Genomic DNA, 22343 nt, shown 5'->3' on the forward strand with positions numbered 1-22343 from the left:
CTCCATGCTCTCCTGCCCTGACCCGTTGGACCCGGCCCGGATACGTCATCAGGTCGACGCGGTTCTGGGCGCGTTCATCCACCACAAGAAGGCCGCGGCTCGCGAACAGGGGCTGCCTGTCGAGGCCCCCCAGGCACTGGATGACTTTCTGGCGGCCGGCGGTAAACGCCTGCGCCCGCTGCTGTGCGTGCTGGGCTGGCACACCACCGGCAGCAGCAGCGGGGGCGGCCTGGCGCAGGCGGTTCAGGTGGGCGCGGCTCTGGAGATGTTTCACGCCTTCTGCCTCATCCACGACGACATCATGGACCACTCCGACACCCGCCGCGGACGGCCTACCGTCCACCGCGCGCTGGCTGCACGTCACCGTGCGGGCCACGACGCTGTTCTGGCCAAGGACATCGGCACCAGCGCGGCCATCCTGGCCGGCGACCTCGCCCTGCTGTGGTCCGACGAACTCCTCCGTGCCCCGGACACCGGCCTCGGCCCGGCCCAGCTCGAACAGGTGGCGCCGCTCATCGACCTGATGCGGGGGGAGGTGCTGCACGGCCAGTACCTGGACCTGATCTCCACCGGACGCCCCTCCCCTGACACCGGCCCGGCGCTGGCGATCATCCGGTACAAGACCGCCAAGTACACCTGCGAGCGGCCCTTGCACATCGGTGCCGCCCTCGCCGGAGCCGATGCCCGCTTCCTGGACGCACTGAGCGCGTTCGCGCTGCCGCTGGGTGAAGCCTTCCAGCTCCGCGACGACCTGCTGGGGGTCTTCGGCCATCAAGCCGAGACCGGCAAGCCCACCTTCGATGACCTGCGCGAGGGCAAACACACCGTGCTCATCTCCTTCGCCCTGAAGGCCGCGGACGACACCCAGGCACGGCTGCTGCGCACTCTGTACGGCAATGCCCGCCTGGACGAGGACGACACCGACACCGTGCGGGCCGTCCTGCGGGCCACCGGCGCGGACCAGGCCGTCGAGCACATGATCACTAACCGCTACGAGCAGGCCCTGGCCGCCCTCGAGGGCCTCTCCCTGCCCCGCGAGGTGCACCACCAACTGCGCAGCCTCGCAGACAAGACGGTGTGGAGGACGTCATGACCGCAGCCGTTCGCTCAGGAAACGGAGACCGGCACTCGGGCTACGACGCGACCTGGTTCGCAGCAGCCCACTCCAAGAACCTGAAGCACCAGCAGATCGTCAACACCGTCGTCTGCGAGAAGAAGGTGACCTTGTACCGGACCGCTGACGGAGTCGTGCACGCGATCAACCCGGTCTGCCCGCACCTCGGGGCGAGCCTCGGGCACGGTCGGGTGGAGGGAGACAACATCCGTTGTCCCTTCCACGGCCTGGCGTTCAACCCCGAGGGGCGATGCGTCGAGGTTCCCTGGGGGGCTCCCCCCATCCGTCCGAGCGTCCAGCACTACCGGGTGCACGAGAACAACGGATTCATCTACGTCTGGGTGAGCGAGACCGAACCTGCCTGGACGCCCCTTCACTTGGACCGATCCCCGTTCACCTACGCCGTCACCTGGGAAGCGACGATCAGTGCCAGCCCCCGCGACATGGTCGAGAACGCTCCCGATTACCAGCACTTCGCCGCCCTGCACACCATGGAGGCGCCCCGGCGGACCGCCCCTACCGTCTTTGAGAAGCACGTGATGTCGATCCGTCTCAACGCTGCGGGATTCTGGGTGAACTACCCCACGCTCGCCAGCTTGAACGCGGAGGGAACCGGCCTCATCCACGCCCACGTGACGATGCCCCGTACCGCCTTCCGGCTCTTGGAGATCGTCACGCAGACCCCGGCAGACCAGGGGACATCGGTTCTGCGAGTGGCGACGTACGCCAATGCCACCACCTTCCTCAAGGGAGCAGCACGCAAAGGGGCCGACCGCCTCGTCAGCCACCTCGCCCACTGGGGGGCCACCCACCAGATGAAACGCGACATCTTCATCTGGGCGCACCGGGTCTACCCCGAGCACGCGCACTTGACCAAGGGGGAGGAGGACATCGCCGCGCTCCGACGATGGATGAGGCAGTTCGACGAGGCCGCCCCGCAGCCGGATCCTCCGCCCGCCGCCTGAACGCCGCCACGGGACAACCGGCCCCGGTGCCTCGTCCGCACCTGTTCAGGGGCGACACGTGCTCGCCTGCCATCGGCTACCACCCGGAGTCGGCCGTAGAGCCGACTCCCCGACCTGATGAGGAAGAGCGGCATGACGATGCAGCGCCACACATACCCCTGGGGCTGGTATCCGGTCGCGTTCAGTCGCGACGTTCCTTCGGGGAAGGTCATCACCAGCAAGCTCGCCGATTCAGAGGTCGTCGTCTATCGGACCGCTGACGGGCAGGCACATGTCATCTTGCCCACCTGTCCGCACCTGGGGGCACACCTCGGCGGTGGTCACGTAGAGGGCCAGCTCATCGTGTGCCCCTTCCACGCCTTCGGCTTCGCCCCCGACGGCACCTGCGCACGAACGGGCTACAACACCACCCCGCCCCACAACGCCCGCGTGGGTACGTTCCCCACCCAGGAAGCCAACGGCTTCGTCTTCGCCTGGTACCACGAGGCCGCCACGGCCCCGGCCTGGCGCATCGAGCAGGTGGACCTGAAGGGTTTCGGCTACGGGTACCGCAACCAGAACACCTTCCGCGGAAACCAGATCGATCTCCTGGAGAACGGTGTGGACCTCGGGCACTTCCAGGTCGTGCACGCGAATCAGGCGAAGATCGTCAACGGTCATCCGATCGAAGACGACTTTCGGTACGTCATAGACCTCGAACTCACCGGTTTCTACCGCAACATCCCCACCTACGTCCGCGCGGAGATGTACGGGCTCGGGTACGCAGTCGTGAGTCTGAAGATGCCGAAGTTCGCCGTGTCCGCGTACGAGATCATCGGATACACACCGGAGGGCAGCGGCCTCATCACACTGCGCCGGACCACGGTCACCCGCTGCGGCTCCGCGCCCGGAAATCCGGCCGGCCGCCATATCCTCCGGGTCGTATCCACACTGGTGGGATACGTGGTGATGCGGCTGAGCACCGTGCAGGGAAACAACGACATCAGGATCTGGGACCGCCGCGTCTTCATCGAACGCCCGAAGCTGGCCCAGGGCGACGGGCCCATCATGCCTGCCCGGAAGTGGGCCGAGAAGTTCCACCACTAGGGCTCTCGGAACGCACCGCCAAACCCATCCACTGTTCAGGAGGACGCCCGCATGCCAAGGACCGAATTCGACATCCCCGGGATCTCCGCGACCAGTCCCCACGTCCAGGCCGCACGAGAGCACCTCCTCAAGTGGATGAAAGGGTACGACCTGCTTCCCAGCGATTCCCGGACTCAGCAGCTAGGAAGTGAGGACGTCGCCCTCCTGACGGCCATGGGCTATCCCTGGGCGGGCTCGGAGGAGCTGAACATCCTGACGGATTACCTCGCGGTGACATGGGTGATCGACGACGGGCTCGACACGAAGTTCGGCCGCGAGCCGCACCACGTGATCAAGCTTGTCGAGCAGCTCTGTGCCGTGCTCGACTTTCACGCCGTGGGGCCCGCGCCAGTGGTCGTCGATGCCTTCCACGATGTGTGGAAGCGCAGTGTCGAGGTCGCCTCCCCCCACTGGCAGGAACACGCCTCTCACACCTGGCGCGCCTACTTCTGGGGACAGGCATGGGAAACCATCAACAGGTACCGCGCCATGAACGCGCTGGATCTCGAGAACTACGTCTCCCTGTGGAACATTTGCAGCGGGGGCGCCGTGTGGTTCGAGTACGTCGAGCTGGGTCACGAAGAATTCCCCCCTGCCTGGTTCCACAGTCCAGAAGTCCAGAACCTGCGACGCGCGGCCAACGGCGTGGCACTGGCGGTCGACGACCTGGCTTCGCTGGAGAAGGAGGAATCCGACGACGACGAGCACAACTTCATCAAAGTCATGATCAACGCGCACGGCTACAGCCGGGAAGACGCGATCGCGAAAGCAGTCGCCTGGGGACAGGAGCAGGCCGACCTGATGCGCCGCTGTTATGCGCGCCTCCAGGCGTACGCCGAACAACGCGTCGGCCTGGACGGAACCGACATCGAAAAGTGCCTGCGCGCCGCAGACGCGGTACTCGCGGGCACACGCGGGTACCACGACTGGGCGCTGATCTCCCCACGCTACGGGTCCCACGGAATCCAGGTCCGCGGCGATGGAATTGACGAACCGCTCCGAGTGAGGGGACTGTTCTGAAGGCGAGTTGGACTTCCCCGCGGAGCGACGCTTGTCTCCCCGTCCGCGATTGATCGGCCCAGCCGCACTCTGCGGGTCCTGACCAGGCGACTGGCAGCCCGGCGGCAGGGGACCGGAACAGCGGATGAGCTCGTTCGGGCACCATTTCAGTCCGTGACCTTGGGCTCGACGCCCTGGGGGGGGCAACCGCAACGTCGATCAGCCCCCCTGACAAGGGCAACACCTCCATCATGTGGTCCTGGCTGCTGCCGCCTACACCGAGGATGATCCCGACGCGGTTGGCGCCGCAGGCCGAGTGCCCCAGGCCGACGTCACCGGCGGCTTTCCGTCCGGCGGCGAGGGCGAGGCGGATGAACCGGTCGGTGCGCAAGGCCAGACGCGGCCCGGCCGTAGCGGCCAGGGCGGTTCATCCATGTGGCAGGGGAAGGGAGCCAGCGAGACCGAGTCCTGCTCATCCGTGCCCGTCGCCTGCCAGGGCGGTCGGTCGGCGCGAGCCTCCGGCCGCCCTGGCAGCGCCGAGTCCGGGGAAGTGCCCCGGCAGCTCTCCTGGATCGGCTCAGTCATGCGAGCGATAGCGTCGGCATGACACCGGTGCCGCACGGTCGAGCGCGGCCGCGAGTTCGCACGGTGCGCTACATCGGCCGGTTCCTCCCGGACGACCTGCTGGACGCGCCGTGGGCACGTCATCGAGCACTTAGCCGTGCGGCTCGGCATCGGGGATGTCTCGTGCCTGAAGCGGTACACCGAGCGCAAGCCGACGGCATACGGAGCACGCGTGGGAGATCCGGGAGTCCTGCGAGTAGCACGAGGATGTGGCGTGGTCGAGGCGGTCAGCACCGTCCTGCACGGGCGGGCGTGGACTCACCGACAGCGAACTGGCAGACCATCAAGGTAAGCGCTGGCTCGGCGGAACGTTGCACAGCTGGTGCTCCAGTTCCCAATCGGCCGGTCGGCCCTTGGGGTCGAACCATGCGGATCCGGCATTGAGTCAACGGCCGCGAACGCGGCGGGCCTGGGCCACAGTGTCCTCTCCGATGCTGGACTCGGTACCGCAGCACTCACAGACGACAAACAGCGCCAAGCCGTGATCGTCGAAGCACAAGAGTTCGTCAACTTGACTACTGATTGACAAAGCCACCGGGCCCTCGCGTCGGTCGTGAACCGCACAACATCCAGCGCTTATTCATCACGCTCCGCGAGGCGTGAGCCGAGTCAGCACCTTCCGGCCGTTGTCCGCCATTGGAGTTTTATCGCACCCCTGTTCGGGTCACTTCAGGTCAGTGAGCACTGGAGCGTCATGCCCCGGGGGAACGCAGTTGAGGTCTCCCGGTGAGGGCCGGTCCGCTGCGCGACGTCCCTCAACCGTGTGCCCGTCTCTGCACCGCCGAACCAAAAGGAGAAACTCGATGAACCGGCATTCCTCCCGCTCCATGCGGCTGGTGACGTCCGCGATCCTCACGGCCCCGCTCCTCGTCGTACTCCCGGGCGCAGACCTGGCGCAGGCGCAGGCCCCAGCGTGCGGCGGCACGCGCGACGCGTACGTGGGCAGCACCTACCGGGGCACCACCAAGACCACGGGATCACTGAACCCCTCCCTGCTGCCGCCGATCCTCAACCCGCACCGCCTCGACACGCCCTCCACCCCGCTCAGAGCGGCTGCGGGCATCAACGCCGAGGCCGAACTGGTGGTCAAGTTCACCAAGGACGCGCGGGGCGAATACTGGGCGAACACCACGGCGGACGGGAAGGTCACGAGCAGGAGCGGCTACACGCTCAACCTCACCGGGGCCCCGAAGGTCGAGTTCAACGCCAAGATGCACGAGCCCGTGCTCCACGAGGTCTGGCAGACGGTGAAGGGCGAGCTCAAGCACATCGACAAACTGGACTCCGTCGGCAAGTACATCTACGGCTACGCGCTCGCCGCCCAGAACTGCCCCTCCGGCAGCCAGACCCCCACGGTCCTGGCCTCAACGGAGGACAACGGCTTCGGACTGCGCACGACCACACGCCTCACCCGCCAGGGCTGACACGAGAGGGCCTCACAGTGATGTGCGCGCTCCTCGACCACGCCGTCGACGACAGCGCCGTGTGACACTGCCGAAAACCCCTCCCCGGCGAGGGCCGGGCCAGGTCAGAGCATGTGACCCCACACCGAAGAGCCGGGCCGCAACCATCGGGCCAGAGCCTCGTTCTCCGGGCATGAAGAAGATCATCTCTGTCGCTGGCCTCGCTCTCGCCGTGGCCTGCCTTGCCGCCCCTGCCCACGCCGACGACGGCGACAACTTCGGTCCCGGCATCAACGCCGCGAACAACTGGAACTTCACCGCCGCCGCCGTCTGCTTCCAGGAACTCGCCGTCGTGCCCGTGGGCGGCGCCTGGAACGGCAACACGCTCAACCACTGCGTGAACGGCAACGTGCTCAACCACGCCAAGTAGATCCCCCGGGCTCAGGCGGCGAGGCGACCGGCCTCGCCGCCGGCATCAAACGCAGACCCTTGCAGCCTGCGGCGAGTGGATGACGGTGGGCGCGCTGCTGGATACACGTCCGGCCTGCACCCACCGTGACGCTCATCCACTTCCGCGGCCGCTAGCTGACCTCGGCTTCGGCAGGCTACGTGACGGGCGGGAAGTGGAGTGGGCGAGGCGGATGGGTCGTCCTGTGTTCACGCGCGAAGTGGATGGCCGCCGCTGCAGATCCACCAAGCCGTTCAAGGAAGAACGCGCGTGCCATGGACCGTCTTTGCTCATCGTTCACGTGCATGATCCACCGGGCCGGTGCGGGGACGAAGTGGGCGGCTGCGACGGCTTCCGTCAGGCCGGGTGCCGGGCCCCGGCGCAGTTGTCCGGTCAGCGCGGTGTACCGACGCAGGGCGTCCATCTCCGAGCGGCGCAGCCCAACCCTTCTCCGGCCTGGCTCGGCTGCCTGGGCGGGCGCTGGGGAGAGTGGCCCACGAGGAGCAGCACGCCGATTCGGACCCACCGGCCTACCCGGGGGAACTACCTGCCCGGGAGCGCACCAACGCGGCCGCTTCTCCCGCGAAGAGGTCGTGACGCGCCTGCTGTCCGCCCGAGACGGAGTTCTCCACATTGCCGGTGCTGCCGCTCATTTGGTCTTCCGCTCCGACAGGATCGCTCAACGGCGGGTCCGGCGGGTCCGGCGGGAGCCTTCGGGAGGTCGGCGCCGCGTCTCCTTTCACGTCTCCTTCCGTGTTTCTCTCCATATCCTTTCCGTTCGCGTACGCGATCATGATGACCTAGGGTGTGCGGCGTACCGCGGGGTGCGCAGAAGCCCCGCAGCTAGCGAACGGGGTTGTGCAGTGCGGAAGTTGGCTTCTCTGCTGGGTGTCGTGGCGATGACGGGGGCCGCGTTTGCGGCCGGAACGGCGACGGCCGGTGCGGTCACGCCGGATGCCGCTCCCACGAGCGTGGCGAGCAAGTCGTGCGGCAAGGGGAAAACGATCAAGGCGAAGGAGAGCGTCAAGATCCGCAAGACGCGGAAGCTCAACTCGACGGCCAAGGGCCTGTACCCGAAGGGTGCCAAGGCCAAGTGGGCCGCGTGCGAGGTGAAGTACGGGCAGACCTACTCGAAGTGCGGCTGGCACAACGACAACCGGTGGTCGTACATCAACTACCGGGGGACCAAGGGCTGGATTCCGACCGCCTGCGAGAACTTCATCGTCTGAGCTGACGCACGCATGAGGGGCCCGGAACCGCCGTCACGGTTCCGGGCCCCTCATATTCGCGTCGCCTTCCAGCCGAGCCCGTTCCAGGTCCGACAGATCGCCCCTCCCCACGCCTGGCAGAACGAGTGAACGCGAACACCGTCACCCGACCCGTCGGACAGGCTCTAGCTGACTCGCCCCGCAGCCCGGATGCGATGGGCCGAACTGCCGGGCGGTTAGAAGAAGAGGAGCCTCGGATACTGAGGCGGCCCCCCAAGCCAGTGTCTTGGTCCTGTACTGCGTGGCGGGTCGGCTGAAACTGCAGTAGTTGGTCGTGTCGTCCACGTATACGCGGAGTACCGGCAGTTGCATGCGTCTCTGTACCCACTGGGCCGGGTCGGTGCCGACCGCGGCCACCGGCAGCCACCGGCCCCCTCCGCGGGCAGGAACACGCCGGGGTTCAGGAACAGCTCGCGGGGAACGGCCTCCACCGCCGCCCGCCAGCGGGGGCTGGAGAGGACGCCCGCCTCCGTCAGGCGGACGGCGAGGGCGCGCCGCGAAGTGCTCCAGACCTCGCGGCCGACGACCAGCACGCGCAGATCTGCTGCCTTGTCGACCACGGCCTGGATGTGGAAGGAAGAGCTCGGCTCGAACTGGGACGATCACGGCCTGGTCTTCGCACGTGACGGCTACAGGCTGTGTAAGGGCGGGACAGCCCCGGGCGGCCCGCAAGATGCCGGCCAGGTCAGCGCCCGATGGTGCTCCACCAGGGAGCGGCTCGGTCTTCCGGGAGGCCGGCACTGCCCAGCGCATCGGCCTAGAGGGCATGGGGTGAGTCTGAAGATGCGTTGGCCACGCTGTGGGCCATGTAGATGCCCCGCACTCCGAGTCTTGGCAGACCGGAGCACGGGGCATCTCCGCGACGACCGGGGCCGCCACCCCCCACAGGAGAGGCCCCGGCCGGCACGCGGCACGAACCGCGTGCGGTCCGTACTTCCTTCAGCGCCGCGCGTGCGTTTTCTGTCACACCGCGCTCTGTCACTCGGTAGTTGCACGTTGTACAAACATGGACGTGGGCCTGGCGAGGCCGTAGCGTGCTGCTTCGCGCCGGGGCCGGGCGCAGATCTCCGAGTGGCAGGATTGAGAGAGTGCTGGGGGACGACGCGGAGCTGACCGCCGCGGTGCTTGCGGCGCAGGACGGGGACGAGACCGCGTTCCGTTCTGTGTACCGCGCTGTGCACCCGCGGCTGTTGGGATACGTACGCACGCTGGTCGCCGAGCCGGACGCCGAGGACGTCGCCTCCGAGGCCTGGCTGCAGATAGCGCGCGATCTGGAGCGCTTCAGCGGGGACGCCGACCGGTTCAGGGGCTGGGCGGCGCGCATAGCGCGCAACCGCGCCCTCGATCACATACGCATGCGGGGCCGCCGCCCCGCGATAGGCGGCGACGAGTCCGAGCTGACTGGCAAACCCGGCGAAGCGGACACCGCGGGGGAGGCGATGGAGTCCCTCGCCACCGACGCGGCGCTCGCCCTGATAGCGCAGCTCCCGCAGGACCAGGCGGAGGCCGTCGTGCTCCGCGTCGTCGTCGGTCTCGACGCGAAGAGCGCGGCCCAGACCCTCGGCAAGCGCCCGGGGGCCGTCCGTACGGCGGCGCACCGCGGGCTGAAGCGACTCGCGGAACTGCTCGGCGCGGACGGCGCGGGACCGACGGACGCGCTGGGCGCCGTACCCCCTCAGAGAGAACCGCGTGGGCACGCGGTGACGTCCGCCGGTGTGACGCATTCGCGTACGCGGACGCAGAAGGACATGTGATGGCCGACGAGCAGTACCAGTGGCTGGACCGGGACGCGGCGGAGCGCCTGCTGCGCGGGGAGCCCCTCGAAGACGTCGACCCTCACGTGCGCGCGCAGGCCGAAAGGATCGCCCGCGCGCTCGACGCGCTGGCCGCCGACGATCGCGCGACCGTCCCCGGAGTGGACGGTTCCACCGGTGGCACGGACGGTTCCACCGCGGGCGCGGACCGTTCCGCCGCGGCGCTCCAGGCCGGTGCGGAGCCCGTGGCGCAGAGCCCCGCGCAGCAGGACGCGGCGCAGCAGCAAGTCCAGGGTGAACTCCCGGGCGAGGCCGCCGCGTTGGCCGCCTTCCGGGCGGTGGGTCCTGGTTCCGCGCGGGCCACCACCCGCTCCGCCGCCTACGCGACGCCCGCCCACGAGGCCGCCGCGGGCGAGACCGTGCGCCTCGGCCGCGCGGCCGAGCGCCCGCGTCCTTCCCGGTGGGGCAGACCGGTGCGGTTCGGGCTCGCCGCCGCGCTCGCGGCGTGCATGGTCGGCGGTGTCGCCGTGGCGGCGGGCACGGGAGTGCTGCCCTCGCCGTTCGGCGGTCACGGCGAATCGGGCCCGGCCGCTTCCGCATCGCCCGTCGCCACCTCCGAGGAGTCCCTGCCGACGCCGTCGGACGACGCGAGCGAGCCCTCCGAGGAGCTGAACCCGGACGCGAGCAGCGCGCCGGACGAGGAGCCCACGCGGGAGACCGAGAGCAGCTCGCCCCCCGAGGCCGAGGCGGGCGGCGACACCACGGGCACCACGAAGAAGCCGGGCGGCGCCGAGACGCCGCGGGGCGACAAGACCGGGGACTGGTACCGCAAGGCCGTGGCCGCCTGCCGCGCCTACCGCAGTGGCGAGCTCCAGGGCGAGAAGCGCCGCCGTCTCGAAGAGGCCGCCAAGGGACGCGCCCGCGTGGAGGAGTTCTGCGGCCGGGTGCTCGGCGGCTCGGGCGGCGGCAACGGCGGCGGCCACGGCGGCGCCAACGCGGGCGCGGGCAACGGCGGCAACGGCAACGGCGGTGACGACGGCGAGGACGGCGGCGACGACGGCGAAGGCGGCGGTTCGAGCGGCGGCGGGGGCGAGGACGGCGGCGACGGCGGCTCCTCGGGCGGCGACACCGGGGGCCACCCCGGCCCGCCCCAGTCGTCCCCTTCCGCCCCCGGCACGGTCCCCACGGCGTCCTACAGCGCTCTGCCGAACCTGCCGTAACCCCTGCGTGGCGGGATTCAGAGACCGGGTGTGACGTTTTTCGGCACGGTGGCGCAGTAAGTAGTGAGCCGACTGGTCATCGGCCCGCGCACGAGCCGGGGGTTCCCCCCGTACCTTCGGCTCCGTGCCACCAGCGTGGGCGGGATACGTTCCCCCGATCCCGCCCACGCTGCTTTCTCTCCCCGGACGACCCGCTCTCTGCGGGACGCCTTCACTTGTAGACGACGGCCGTCACTTGTAGACGACGGCCGTCACTTGTAGACGGCGGCCGTCACTTGTAGACGACGACCTTGTCGCCCTTGCGCACCTCGCCGAAGAGCTTCGCGATCTTCTTCTCGTCCCGGACGTTCACGCAGCCGTGCGAGGCGCCGCCGTAGCCGGTCGCCGCGAAGTCCGACGAGTAGTGCACGGCCTGGCCGCCGCTGAAGAACATCGCGTACGGCATGGCGGTGTGGAAGAGCGTCGAGACGTGGTGCCGCGACTTCCAGTAGACGCTGAAGGTGCCCTCGCGGGTCGGCGTGTACTGCGCGCCGAAGCGCACGTCCATCGTCGAGCGGGCCTTGCCGTTCACCATCCAGGTCAGCGTGCGGCTGCTCTTGGCGATGCACAGGACGCGGCCCGTCAGACAGCGCGGATCGGGCTTCGCGGGCGGGATGCCGCCGCCCGCGTACCGCTCGAACCGCGTCGGCTCGCGCGTCATGGCGAGCAGCCGCTGCCAGGTGGCGGTGTCCACGGCGCCGGTGCGGGGCAGGCCGCGCTTGCCCTGGAAACCGCTGACGGCGGCGGTGGTCGCCGGGCCGTACGTCCCGGTCGGGTTCTCGTGGAACCAGGCGACCTGGCGCAGCCTGGCCTGCAACTCCCGCACCTGCCCGCCGTGCGCGCCCCGGGCGAGGAGCGTCTTCGGCGGCGCCTGCGGTTCCTGAGGCGCCTGCGGTTCCCGTGGCTTGGACGGGTCCGGCGCCTGCGACGGCTCCCTCGGCTGCGACGGCTTCGTACGACCGGGTGTCGGGTCCGGAGCGGGCGTGGCGGGCGCCGAAGCGCCCGGCTTGCCGTCCCCGCCGCCTCCCGCCGCGCTCGGCCGCCCGCCGTCCGTGTCTATCGCCGCGGCCTTGCACCCCGCGGCGAGCACCAGCACCGCCACGGCTCCCACCGATATCGCGCCCTTGCCCATCACGCCCCCCAGTGCTCCTGGACATCACTCCAGGAAGTGTTTCCCGGTTTGCCGCGAGTGACGCGTGCCCGTCGCGGGCGCAAGCTGGAGGCATGACACACGAGTCGGAGTCCGGACTGCCCATCGAGCCCGTGTACGGACCCGAGGCGCTGGCCGGCTGGGACCCGGCCGAGCGGCTCGGCGCGCCCGGCGCGTACCCCTTCACCAGGGGCGTCTACCCCTCCATGTACACCGGCCGCCCCTGGACGATGCGCCAGTACGCGGGCTTCGGTACGGCGACGGAGTCCAACGCCCGCTACCGGCAGCTGATCGAGCACGGCACGACGGGTCTGTCCGTCGCCTTCGACCTGCCGACCCAGATGGGCCACGACTCCGACGCCCCGATCGCGCACGGCGAGGTCGGCAAGGTGGGCGTGGCCGTCGACTCGGTGGACGACATGCGGGTCCTGTTCGACGGCATCCCGCTGGGCGAGGTCTCCACGTCGATGACGATCAACGCGCCCGCCGCGCTGCTCCTGCTCCTGTACCAACTGGTCGCGGAAGAACAGGGAGTCGACCCCGCACGGCTGACGGGCACGATCCAGAACGACGTGCTCAAGGAGTACATCGCGCGCGGCACGTACATCTTCCCGCCCGGCCCCTCGCTGCGCCTGACCGCGGACGTCTTCCGGTACTGCGGCGCCGAGCTGCCCAGGTGGAACACCATCTCGATCTCCGGCTACCACATGGCGGAGGCGGGCGCATCGCCCGCGCAGGAGATCGCCTTCACCCTCGCCGACGGCATCGAGTACGTCCGTACGGCGGTCGCCGCGGGCATGGACGTGGACGACTTCGCGCCGCGCCTGTCCTTCTTCTTCGTGGCCCGTACGACGCTCCTGGAGGAGGTCGCCAAGTTCCGCGCGGCCCGGCGCATGTGGGCCGAGGTGATGCGCGAGGAGTTCGGCGCGCGGAACCCCAAGTCGCTGATGCTGCGCTTCCACACGCAGACCGCGGGCGTCCAGCTCACCGCGCAGCAGCCCGAGGTGAACCTGGTCAGGGTCGCCGTCCAGGGTCTCGGCGCGGTCCTCGGCGGCACCCAGTCGCTGCACACCAACTCCTTCGACGAGGCCATCGCGCTGCCCACCGACAAGTCCGCGCGCCTGGCCCTGCGCACGCAGCAGGTCCTCGCGTACGAGACGGACGTGACCGCCACGGTGGACCCGTTCGCCGGGTCGTACGTGATGGAGAGGATGACGGACGACGTGGAGGCGGCCGCGCGCGAACTGATGCTGCGCGTAGAGGACTTGGGCGGCGCGGTGCGCGCCATCGAGCAGGGCTTCCAGAAGGGCGAGATCGAGCGCAACGCCTACCGGATCGCCCGCGAGACCGACTCCGGCGAGCGCGTCGTGGTCGGCGTCAACCGGTTCAGGTCCGACGAGGAAGAGCCCTACGAGCCGCTCCGCGTCGACCCGGCCATCGAGGAGCGGCAGAGCGCCCGCCTCGCCCTGCTGCGCGCGGAACGCGACGCGGCGGCGGTGGAGAGCGCCCTGGCCGCGCTCAAGGAGGCGGCGAAGGGCGAGGCGAACGTCCTCTATCCGATGAAGGACGCGCTGCGGGCGCGGGCGACGGTGGGGGAGGTCTGCGGGGCGCTGCGGGAGGTGTGGGGAGCGTACGAGCCCACGGACGCGTTCTGAGGGGCCGCGGGTCGCGGGGCCGCGGGCTTCACGCTCCTCGGGCTGCGCGTCGCGCGGTCGCTTCGTAGAGCGCATGCTCCGCACTCCGGGCGTTCCGCGCGCACGGGCGCGCACAGTCATGAGGGGCGCGCGCTGTCCGGTCTCCGGACACCCGTGCCCTATGTCGTACGCGCGTGCGACACTCCGGCCATGCTGGGTGTCACAGACCTTCCTACGTATCTCGCGGGCCTCGTCCTGATCGTCCTGCTTCCGGGGCCGAACTCGCTGTACGTGCTCTCCGTCGCCGCGCGCCGGGGCATACGCACCGGGTACACCGCGGCCGCGGGCGTCTGGTGCGGCGACACCGTGCTCATGACGCTGTCCGCGGCCGGTGTGGCCTCGCTGCTCCAGGCCAACGCGGTGCTCTTCGGGATCGTGAAGTACGCGGGCGCCGGGTACCTGACCTGGCTCGCGATCGGGATGCTGCGGGCCGCCGTCGCGCTGTGGCGCTCCCGCCGTGAGCGCTTCGAGGACGCGGGCACGGACCCGGCGGACGGCGGCGCGGCCGAGCGACCGTTCCGCAGGGCGCTGGTGATCAGCCTGCTCAACCCGAAGGCGATCCTGTTCTTCATCGCCTTCTTCGTGCAGTTCGTCGACCCGGGCTACGCCTACCCGGCGCTCTCCTTCGTGGTGCTCGGCGCCCTCGCGCAGATCGCGAGCTTCCTCTACCTCACGGCGCTGATCTTCAGCGGCACCAAGCTCGCCGCCGCGTTCCGGCGCCGCAAGCGGCTCTCGGCGGGTGCCACGTCGGCGGCGGGCGCGCTCTTCATCGGCTTCGCGGTGAAGCTGTCGCTCAGCAGCGTCTGACGGGCGGGGTCCGGCGTCGGCTCAGTGGTGCCAGGCCGCGCCGCCCACGTTGTGGATCATGCGTTGCAGGACCTTGAGCGTCAGGACGTACTCCTCCTCGGTGATGCCCTCGTGGATCTCCGCGCGGATCTGCTGCTGCCGTTCGGCCGCGCGCTCCCGCAGCGCCCGTCCCTCGTCGGTCAGGGCGATGCGGCCCGCGGTGTCCTCGGTGATCAGGCCGCGGTCGTGCAGGGCGCTGATGTTGTGCAGCAGGGCGCCGTCGCCGGTGTCCAGGTAGCCGCGCAGGACGCCGACGACCTCGTCGCGCCCCCGGCCGCCCTCGGGCGCGTCGTGCAGCTGCCCCATCACCCACCACTGGGGCTGGGTGAGGCCGAGCTCGGCCAGGTGGGTGCGGATGTGGTGGACCACGGCGGTGCCCGCGGCCGAACTCCAGTAGCCGATCGGCTGGTTGACGAGGTCGGCGTCGCTGTGTGAGTACGTGAAAGTCGTCATGCCCACGAACGTAGGACCTCAAGTCGACTTGAGGTCAACCGCCCCGAGGTGGGACCGCAGGTACGCCCGCACCCCCGTCGCGTCCGCCCCCGCCCACCCTAGGTAGCCGTCCGGGCGGACCAGGAAGACGCCCTTGCCGTAGGGCTCGTAGGCGGGGATCCGGTGTGCGTGGACCAGCGTCCGGTCCAGTGGCGGGAGTTCCGTGTCCGTGCCCACCGCGAGCAGCGTCCAGTGCGGGCCGCGGAACGCGTCGAAGAGCCGCTCGCCCGTGGTGGCGTCCGGGCCGTCGGGTGCGCGGTCGCCCGCCCGCAGCGCCTCGTCGGCCAGGCCCGCGCGGGTCTCCACCGCTAGCGACGAGGCGCGGTAGCCGATGCCGAGCTGCTGGGTGGCGGCGCCGCGCCGGGCCTCGCCCCGGTGGATGCGGGTGGAGAGGCCGAGCATATGGGCGGCGTTGGGCAGCCGCTCCTCCTCGTAGGTGTCGAGCAGGGCGTCGGGGGCGCCGAGGCGAAGGACCGCGCCCAGCTTCCAGCCGAGGTTGTAGGCGTCCTGGACGCTGGTGTTCAGGCCCTGCCCGCCCGCCGGGGAGTGGACGTGCGCCGCGTCACCGGCCAGGAAGACCCGGCCCGCGCGGAAGCGGTCGGCGAGCGCCGCGCGCGGGCGGAAGTCCGAGGACCAGCGCACCTCGGTGACGTCGTCGGCCGACAGGTGCGTACGCGCGGCGACGACCTCGCGCACGCCCCGGAGGGAGAGGTCGGGCGTCGTCCCCGCCGGGAACCGCGCGGTCAGCTGGAAGTCGGGGATGCCGGGCAGCGGGCAGATCGCCAGGGCGAGGCCGTCGTCGTCGGCGGGCGAGAACATGTGCCAGTTGTCGCGGTCGAGCGCGGGGATGCGGACGTCCGCGACCAGGACCGGATGCGGGTCCACGGTCTCGCCGGTCATGGCGATGCCGAGCGCCCTGCGCAGGGTGGAGCGGCCGCCGTCCGCCGCCACCGCGTACGCCGCGCGCACCGCCGTGCCCGTCGAGAGGCCGACGGTGACGCCGTCCGCGTCCTGCGTCAGGTCCGTCACCGCCGCGCCGAACGTGACGTCGCCGCCGAGCTCCCGCAGGCGCGCGAGCAGGATCTCCTGGGTGCGCCACTGGGGGAGCATCCACGGCCCCGCGTGCGGCGCCGCCCCGGTCGGCTCCGACGCGTCGAACATCCGGTGCTCGCCGCGCCGTTCGCCCTCGCGCCACACCATGGCGACCGGGTAGGGGCCGCCCGAGGCGAGCACCGCGTCGCTCACCCCGAGGTCGTCGAAGACCTCCATGGTGCGGGGCTGGATGCCCTTGCCGCGCGAGCCGGGGAAGAGGGCGGGCGCCCGCTCGACGACGAGGGCGGGCACGCCGCGCCTGGCCAGGTCGCAGGCGAGGGCGAGGCCGGTGGGTCCGGCGCCCGCGATGAGGACACCGGTCTCCTTAACGTTGTTAAGTTCCATGTCCGGAGCATGGGCTTAACGGTGTTAAGTTGTCAAGGTGGCCACGACGAAGCTGGACCGCGCCCTGGTGGCGCGCACCGCACTGGACCTGCTGAACGAGACCGGACTCGAAGGGCTGACCCTGCGCGCCATCGCGCAGCGCCTGGACGTCAAGGCGCCCGCGCTCTACTGGCACTTCAAGGACAAGCAGGCGCTGCTCGACGAGATGGCGACCGAGCTGATGCGGCGCATGAGCGAGGACTTCCTCGCCGATCCCGACCCCGACTGGCGGGTGGCGCTCACCGGCTCGATGCGCGGCCTGCGCGAACACCTGCTGCGCTACCGCGACGGCGCCAAGGTCTACAGCGGCACGCACTTCACGGACACCTCGTACGCCGCGCCCATGGAGGCCCATCTGCGAGTACTGACGGCGGCGGGCTTCCCGCCCGCCGCGGCCGCGCGCGCCTGGTTCACCGTGTACAGCTACACCATCGGGTACGTCATCGAGGAGCAGGCCACGGGCCCCGACCCCGCGCGCGGCGACGGCGGCTACGACCTCGTGGCCCGCGCCGCGCGCCTGGCCGACTACCCGCTGGCCGCGGCCGCGGGCGAGGAGGTGTTCCGCGACCACGACCGCGGCTTCGAGGCGGGACTCGCCGCGGTCGTCGCGGGCATCGGGGCGACGCTCGGGGCTACCGGATCCGGGTGAGCGCCGTGCGGATCAGCGGGGTCAGCCGCTGCTCCACGAGGCGGTGCAGGAGCCAGGCGAGCAGCAGCATCGCCGCGATCGTCAGGGCGAACGTCGCGTACGAGGGCAGTCCCAGCTTCCGGTGCAGCGCGGCCACCGTCACCCAGCCCAGGTGCTCGTGCACCAGGTAGAACGGGTACGTCAGCGCGCCCGCCACGGTCAGCCAGCGCCAGTCGGCGCGGTGCAGGTACCCGAGGGCGATCAGGAGCACCGCGGCGAAGCCCGCCGTGACGATCGCGATGATCACGGACGAGGAGCGGTACGAGAAGAAGTCCGGGTTCGGCGCGTGCCAGAGCCGGTCGACCGCGTAGTGCTGGCCGATCAGCCAGCTCACCCCGACGATGCCCCATGCCGTGACGTCACGGCGGTCGCGGTGCAGCAGGTAGATGCCGATGCCGCCGATGAAGAACGGCGCGTACTCCGGCATCAGGACCAGGTCCAGGAGGGGCTCGTTCGCGGCCTCGGCGATCGCCGCCGCCAGGGTCCAGCCCGCGCAGAACAGCACCACGCGCGCGCGGGTCGCGCCCGGCATGACCACGCACAGCGCGAAGAGCGCGTAGAAGCGCAGCTCGGCCCAGAGGGTCCAGCACACCCCCAACACCCGGTCGGCGCCCAGCGGTTGCTGGAGCATGGTGAGGTTCACCAGCGCGTCGCTCGGCGAGACGGCGGCGTAGGTGACCACCGGCAGCGCGAAGACCGCCGTCACCAGGACGATCGCCGCCCAGTAGGCGGGCAGCAGGCGCGAGGCGCGGGAGGCGAAGAAGGAGCGCAGCGGACGGCCCCAGCCGCTCATGCAGATCACGAAGCCGCTGATCACGAAGAAGATCTGGACGCCGAGGCAGCCGTAGGCGAACCACTCGCTCGCGGTCGGGAACTGGTCGGCGGGGGAGCTCCCCCACGCCTGCGCGATCTCGCCGTCCCTGCCGCCGTAGTGGTAGGCGGCGACCATCAGCGCGGCGACGAGCCGCAGTCCGTCCAGGGCGCGCAGGCGCGGGCGCGCGCGGGTCGGCGCGGGAGCGGCCGCGGGCGCGTCGGATGGGGAGTCCGCTCCCGGCGAGTGCTTCGGGAGCGTGGGTGCCGGAGCGGTCATCCGAGCGCGGTCCTCTTGATGGTGCGCTGCACCGAGCGGGCCCGGCGGGCGACCCGGCGTACCGTCGCGTTGCGCGGGATGAAGGCGAGCTGCGAGGGCAGCGCGCCGGGCAGGGCGAGTGCGGTGAGGCGGCGCCGCTTGAAGTAGCGCCAGGTGCCGGCGTCGAGGTGGGTGGCGAGATGCCGCTCGGCGTCCGGGCGCAGGCCCGGATAGATCTGCGGCTGCATCGCGAAGCCGACGGCCTTCAGGAGCTGGGTCAGCTCGCCCACGCCCATGCCCGTGCGCTGCTCGGTGACCGCCGTGCGGTCGGTGAGCTCGGGCAGCAGCGCGTCGACGATGGTGACCGGGACGCGGTTGCTGTTCTGATAGGGCGCGAGGCGTTCCAGGAGCAGGTCGGTGCCGGTGCGGGCGGCGGGCAGGTCGTAGAGCGCGGACGCGGTGACGAGGGCGGTGGAGAAGCAGCCGACGACGAGCGCGGGCCGCATCCGCTGGTAGAGCACCTCGGCGAGCACCGGCGTGTCCAGGACGGTGAGTTCGACGCCCATCGCCCCTGCCGCCTTCTCCAGGGAGCGCGACCAGCGGGCGGGAGCGGTGGGGTGCGGCTTGAACACCACGCGGGTGTAGCCGAGTTCGGCGGCGCCGCGCACCATGCGGATGTGCAGTTCCTCCTCTTCCTCGGCGGTGAGGATGGAGAGCGCGGAGAGGTACTGGCCGAGGACCAGCGCGGGCGCCTCGATCGACGGCAACTCCTCCTCGTCCTCCGCGAGTTCACCGAGGACCTTGAGGAACGTCTCGGTCGGTACGACCTCGGGGGCCACGTCGAACTCGGTGAGCAGGAGCGGCGTCAGGCCCGGCACTAGGTCCAGGTGGAGCAGGCGCCGCACGCGCGTGCCGACCAGCGGGTCGATCTTGTTGCGGGTGGGGCCGTAGCTCATCAGGCCGTCGGCGTACACGTCCACGGGTACGCCGGTGAAGATCTGCGCGAGGGCGAGCGCCGGGTTGACCTGGATCGACTCGACGGCCAGCTCGACGTCGTCGTCACCGAGGTCCCAGAGCAGCCGGATGTAGCGCTCCCACAGCACGACGTCGTCGCCGCGCGGGGCCCAACCGCCGGGATGGAAAGGGGAGATGGCCTCGTTCCAGGAGCGCACCTCGTCGAAGCGGCCGCGCAGCCGCTCGAAGCCCGGCATCTCGTCGAGCGGCGTCGTCGTCTCGGGCGTCGCCGCGTTGTTGCTGACGAGGAGGATCCGCCGGTCGGCCGGGCCGAAGCGGTCGGCGTCCAGGGCGGCGGCGAGCGTCGCCGCGCCGTACAGCGTGGACGCCATGAAGATCTGGGTCGTGCGGGACGCCGGAGCGGGCGCCGTGCGGGGCTGCGCCATTACGCGGCCACCTCCGCCGACACCGGGCGCCTGCGCAGCCTGCGAAGACGGGTCGCCCGTTGTATGTCCATGGAGTCGAGCGCCTCGTCGAGAACGTCCTGCGGCATCCGCTTCAGCGCGGCCGCACTCATTGACTTCAATTTGCGCGCCACGGATGGCTCGAACCTTTCGATGGATCCCAAATGGTGGGAGATGATCGCACAGTAAGTCCGCACGGCCTTCGGCAGGAGTTCGTCCGCGTCCCTGTCCGCCGCGGTTTCCCGCACCACCTGGTCGAATGCCTTGATGAAATCGAGCTGTCGTACGTCACCGATCTGCGTGAGCGAAGAGGCGACCCCGCGCCGGTAGAACACGCCGAGAAGGCTCACCGCGGCGAAGGATTCGGCCTCGCGGTGCAGCCGCCAGATCCAGGGCCTGTCCTCCGCGGTGCGCAGCCCGTCGGTGAAGTGGAGCAGGCCCGCCTCCGCGAGCCTGCGGTGGTAGACGCCTGCCCACGCGTAGGCGTAGTCGACGGACGTCGAGCGGTCCGCGGGCAGGATGACGTCACGCGGACTGAGCACCTCCCCCCGCCTGCCGTGCGGTACGCGGTGGACGGTGCGCGCCCGCGCGGTGCACTGCACATGGTCGGTGCGCACGAAATCGCACCCCAACTCCTCGATGGCGGCCACCAGTTGGGCGAAGTAGCCCGGGGCGAGCCAGTCGTCACCGTCCAGGAAGGTGAGGTACTCGCCGCGCGCCGCGTCGAGTCCCGTGTTGCGGGCGGTCGCCAGGCCGCCGTTCGTCTCATGTCTGAGATGGACGGCGCCGGGGAGTTCGCGCGCGGCACGCTCCAGGATGTCCGGTGTCTCGTCGCGCGAACAGTCGTCGACGAGAATGAATTCGAAGTCGTCACGCGCGTTCGCGCGCAGACTCTTCAAGGTGTCGGGCGCGTATTGCTGCACGTTGTAGAACGGCACGATGACGGAGAGCTTAACCACGTGGGTGACGTTAGGTGTCGGCCCGTGATTCAGGTCGACCCGCAGTGGGATGTCAGGTGAACGACGTGTGGCGGAACGGTTAACCAGCCTTCGCCTGAGCCATTTCCCGGGCTGATTCGCCATTCGTCGGCATGCTGTTAACCGTTTGTTGCACCTGAGTTGGGCCGCGAATCGAAATGCCTTCCTAGCGTCTGGGACGTGCAAGGAAGTCATCGAAACCCGCTGCGGGTCGCCGTGCTCGCCGATTCCGATACGCGATGGAAATGGGGCGCTCTCACCGCGAACCGCATCGTATCGGACAGTCGGCCGAACGGGCATGGACCCGAGGGGCACGGAGCGCAGGGCCACCGCCTCAGCGGCTATCTGCTCCGCGGCCGGGCCACCCCGACCCCCCGCCAGCTCGAAGAGGTGGGAGTGCGCGCGGACTCGCTGCGCGAGGTCACCGCCGTCGAGTTCCTGCGGGAGGTGCAGCGCGACGCGCCCGACGTGATCGTGCTCGCCCTGGTGGGCGGCGCGGTCCAGGCGGTCCTGCACGGCCTCGCCCGGGTCATCGAGGACGCCCGCCTGACCGGCGACGCGGGCAAGCGTCCCGTCGTCGTCACCGGCTACGTCGGCGTCGTCTACGAGAAGCTCGCCGACGGCCTCCTGCTGCGGCACGGCGCGGACGTCGTCCTCGCCAACTCCCGCCAGGACGCGGAGCGTTTCCGCGCCGTGTACGAAGGAGTGGGCGCCGACGCCGCCGCGGTGACGGAGGCCGCGCTGCCCTTCCTCGGCGGCGCGCCCTACGAGAAGCACGACCCCTACACCGTCGTCTTCGCCGCCCAGCCCTCCGTGCCGGAGAGCGCGGCCCAGCGCACCTACCTGCTGCGCCGCCTGGTCGAACACGCCCGACTGCACCCCGACCGCGAGGTGCTGCTCAAGCTGCGCAGCAAGCCCGGTGAGCACACCACGCACATCGAGGAGCTGCCCTACCAGAAGCTGGCGCAGCGCGTCGACGGCGGCCTGCCCGCCAACTTCCGTCTCGTCTACGGGCACATGGGCGAGGTGCTCGACCGCACCGACCTGCTCGTCACCGTCTCCTCGACGGCGGCGCTGGAATCCCTGCACCGCCGCGTCCCCACCGCGATCCTCACCGACCTCGGGGTGCGCGAGGCGCTCGGCAACCACCACTTCACCGGCTCCGGCTGCCTCACCTCCTGGGACCGCCTCGACGCGGGCGACCTGCCGGAGCCCGACGAGCGGTGGCTGTCCCGGCAGGGCGTCGCCGCCGACGGAAGCTACGAGCGGGCCTTCGACGGGGCGCGCGAGCGGGTCACGGAGCTGCTCGCCGACGCGGCCGCCGGTCAACTCCCGCCCCTGCGGCCGTACTACAGCCTCACCACCGCGCGCGGCTATCTGCCCGCGATCCTCGCCCGCCACCACCTCGGCCCGGACGGCGCACCCCTGCCCGGCGCGCCCTCGGCCGACAAGGACCCCGGTCCCGTACGGCAGATCGTGCGCCGCGCGGCCCGCGGCGCCTACCGCCACGGAGTGCAGCGCGTGGCGCCCGTCATCCGGCGGATGGGCGAGCTGTGAACCCCGGACGTGCCGCC

20 protein-coding genes and 1 pseudogene are annotated in these 22343 nt (G+C 70.4%); 14 read left to right on the plus strand and 7 right to left on the minus strand.

From position 1 onward, the window contains the following. The first annotated feature begins 25 nt into the window (after positions 1-25). The 7 genes and pseudogenes from KY5_RS25300 (at position 26) to KY5_RS25325 (ending at position 6660) form a co-directional block, all read left to right on the plus strand. Positions 26-1093: a polyprenyl synthetase family protein gene (locus KY5_RS25300; protein ID WP_234362857.1), complete on the plus strand. Its 1068-nt coding sequence runs from the start codon at positions 26-28 to the stop codon at positions 1091-1093. After that, positions 1090-2079: a Rieske 2Fe-2S domain-containing protein gene (locus tag KY5_RS25305; RefSeq protein WP_098244370.1), complete on the plus strand. Its 990-nt coding sequence runs from the start codon at positions 1090-1092 to the stop codon at positions 2077-2079. The genes KY5_RS25300 and KY5_RS25305 overlap by 4 nt, the downstream gene beginning before the upstream one ends. 132 nt (positions 2080-2211) lie before the next feature. Beyond that, positions 2212-3165: a Rieske 2Fe-2S domain-containing protein gene (locus tag KY5_RS25310; protein ID WP_159072596.1), complete on the plus strand. Its 954-nt coding sequence runs from the start codon at positions 2212-2214 to the stop codon at positions 3163-3165. Between the two features lie 51 nt (positions 3166-3216). After that, a complete protein-coding gene (locus KY5_RS25315) occupies positions 3217-4224 on the plus strand; it encodes a terpene synthase family protein (RefSeq protein WP_098244372.1) in 1008 nt (335 codons plus the stop codon). A 624-nt stretch (positions 4225-4848) separates the two neighbouring features. Continuing rightward, positions 4849-5095, plus strand: a pseudogene (locus tag KY5_RS43260) (DUF4158 domain-containing protein); the annotation flags it as partial. A 535-nt stretch (positions 5096-5630) separates the two neighbouring features. Beyond that, positions 5631-6251 carry a hypothetical protein gene (locus KY5_RS25320; protein WP_098244373.1) on the plus strand — a complete coding sequence of 207 codons (621 nt, stop codon included), beginning with the start codon at positions 5631-5633 and terminating at the stop codon, positions 6249-6251. 172 nt (positions 6252-6423) lie between these two features. Next, positions 6424-6660 (plus strand): hypothetical protein, encoded by a 237-nt coding sequence (locus KY5_RS25325; RefSeq protein ID WP_098244374.1) that lies wholly within the window; start codon positions 6424-6426, stop codon positions 6658-6660. A gap of 548 nt (positions 6661-7208) precedes the next feature. Here the strand turns inward: KY5_RS25325 and KY5_RS42965 are convergent. Next, positions 7209-7331 carry a hypothetical protein gene (locus KY5_RS42965; RefSeq protein WP_267894293.1) on the minus strand — a complete coding sequence of 41 codons (123 nt, stop codon included), beginning with the start codon at positions 7329-7331 and terminating at the stop codon, positions 7209-7211. A gap of 219 nt (positions 7332-7550) precedes the next feature. On the opposite strand from KY5_RS42965, the gene KY5_RS25330 reads away from it, so the two are divergent. The 3 genes from KY5_RS25330 to KY5_RS25345 all read left to right on the plus strand — a co-directional run bounded on the left by KY5_RS25330 (position 7551) and on the right by KY5_RS25345 (position 10920). Further along, entirely contained in the window at positions 7551-7907 is a 357-nt protein-coding gene (locus KY5_RS25330) for a hypothetical protein (protein WP_159072597.1), read from the plus strand. 1127 nt (positions 7908-9034) lie between these two features. After that, positions 9035-9700 (plus strand): RNA polymerase sigma factor, encoded by a 666-nt coding sequence (locus tag KY5_RS25340; RefSeq protein WP_098244376.1) that lies wholly within the window; start codon positions 9035-9037, stop codon positions 9698-9700. Continuing rightward, on the plus strand, positions 9700-10920 hold the full coding sequence (locus tag KY5_RS25345) for a hypothetical protein (protein ID WP_098244377.1): 1221 nt from the start codon (positions 9700-9702) through the stop codon (positions 10918-10920). Before KY5_RS25340 ends, KY5_RS25345 begins: the two co-directional genes overlap by 1 nt. 271 nt (positions 10921-11191) lie before the next feature. Here the strand turns inward: KY5_RS25345 and KY5_RS25350 are convergent, their stop codons facing one another. After that, positions 11192-12091 (minus strand): L,D-transpeptidase family protein, encoded by a 900-nt coding sequence (locus KY5_RS25350; protein ID WP_098244378.1) that lies wholly within the window; start codon positions 12089-12091, stop codon positions 11192-11194. A 92-nt stretch (positions 12092-12183) separates the two neighbouring features. Between KY5_RS25350 and KY5_RS25355 the strand changes: the two genes are divergently transcribed. Both KY5_RS25355 and leuE read left to right on the plus strand, forming a co-directional pair. Next, entirely contained in the window at positions 12184-13764 is a 1581-nt protein-coding gene (locus KY5_RS25355; protein ID WP_098244379.1) for an acyl-CoA mutase large subunit family protein, read from the plus strand. 189 nt (positions 13765-13953) lie between these two features. After that, positions 13954-14610, plus strand: coding sequence for a leucine efflux protein LeuE (leuE, locus tag KY5_RS25360; RefSeq protein ID WP_098247474.1), 657 nt, complete (start codon positions 13954-13956; stop codon positions 14608-14610). Positions 14611-14631: 21 nt separating this feature from the next. Here leuE and KY5_RS25365 read toward each other — a convergent pair whose 3' ends face one another. Continuing rightward, complete coding sequence (locus KY5_RS25365) at positions 14632-15102, minus strand: MarR family winged helix-turn-helix transcriptional regulator (protein ID WP_098247475.1); 471 nt, start codon at positions 15100-15102, stop codon at positions 14632-14634. A gap of 18 nt (positions 15103-15120) precedes the next feature. Continuing rightward, the gene (locus KY5_RS25370; protein WP_098244380.1) at positions 15121-16578 is read right to left on the minus strand and encodes an FAD-dependent monooxygenase; all 1458 of its coding nucleotides are present in this window, start codon (positions 16576-16578) and stop codon (positions 15121-15123) included. Between the two features lie 37 nt (positions 16579-16615). Here KY5_RS25370 and KY5_RS25375 point away from each other — a divergent pair, with 37 nt between their 5' ends. Continuing rightward, positions 16616-17266 (plus strand): TetR/AcrR family transcriptional regulator C-terminal domain-containing protein, encoded by a 651-nt coding sequence (locus KY5_RS25375; RefSeq protein WP_159072598.1) that lies wholly within the window; start codon positions 16616-16618, stop codon positions 17264-17266. Here KY5_RS25375 and KY5_RS25380 read toward each other — a convergent pair. From KY5_RS25380 to KY5_RS25390, 3 genes are read right to left on the minus strand one after another with little or no spacing between them, the layout of a single operon-like run. After that, on the minus strand, positions 17250-18395 hold the full coding sequence (locus tag KY5_RS25380) for an acyltransferase family protein (protein WP_098244381.1): 1146 nt from the start codon (positions 18393-18395) through the stop codon (positions 17250-17252). The genes KY5_RS25375 and KY5_RS25380 overlap by 17 nt on opposite strands. Further along, positions 18392-19774, minus strand: a complete 1383-nt coding sequence (locus KY5_RS25385) for a polysialyltransferase family glycosyltransferase (protein ID WP_098244382.1) — start codon at positions 19772-19774, stop codon at positions 18392-18394. The genes KY5_RS25380 and KY5_RS25385 overlap by 4 nt, the downstream gene beginning before the upstream one ends. Beyond that, positions 19774-20751, minus strand: a complete 978-nt coding sequence (locus KY5_RS25390; RefSeq protein ID WP_098244383.1) for a glycosyltransferase family 2 protein — start codon at positions 20749-20751, stop codon at positions 19774-19776. The genes KY5_RS25385 and KY5_RS25390 overlap by 1 nt, the downstream gene beginning before the upstream one ends. Positions 20752-20949: 198 nt before the next feature. Between KY5_RS25390 and KY5_RS25395 the strand changes: the two genes are divergently transcribed. Further along, complete coding sequence (locus KY5_RS25395; protein ID WP_098244384.1) at positions 20950-22326, plus strand: DUF6716 putative glycosyltransferase; 1377 nt, start codon at positions 20950-20952, stop codon at positions 22324-22326. Positions 22327-22343: the final 17 nt, after the last annotated feature.

Source organism: Streptomyces formicae (genome assembly GCF_002556545.1).
In the GTDB taxonomy this organism is placed as follows: Bacteria; Actinomycetota; Actinomycetes; order Streptomycetales; family Streptomycetaceae; genus Streptomyces; species Streptomyces formicae_A.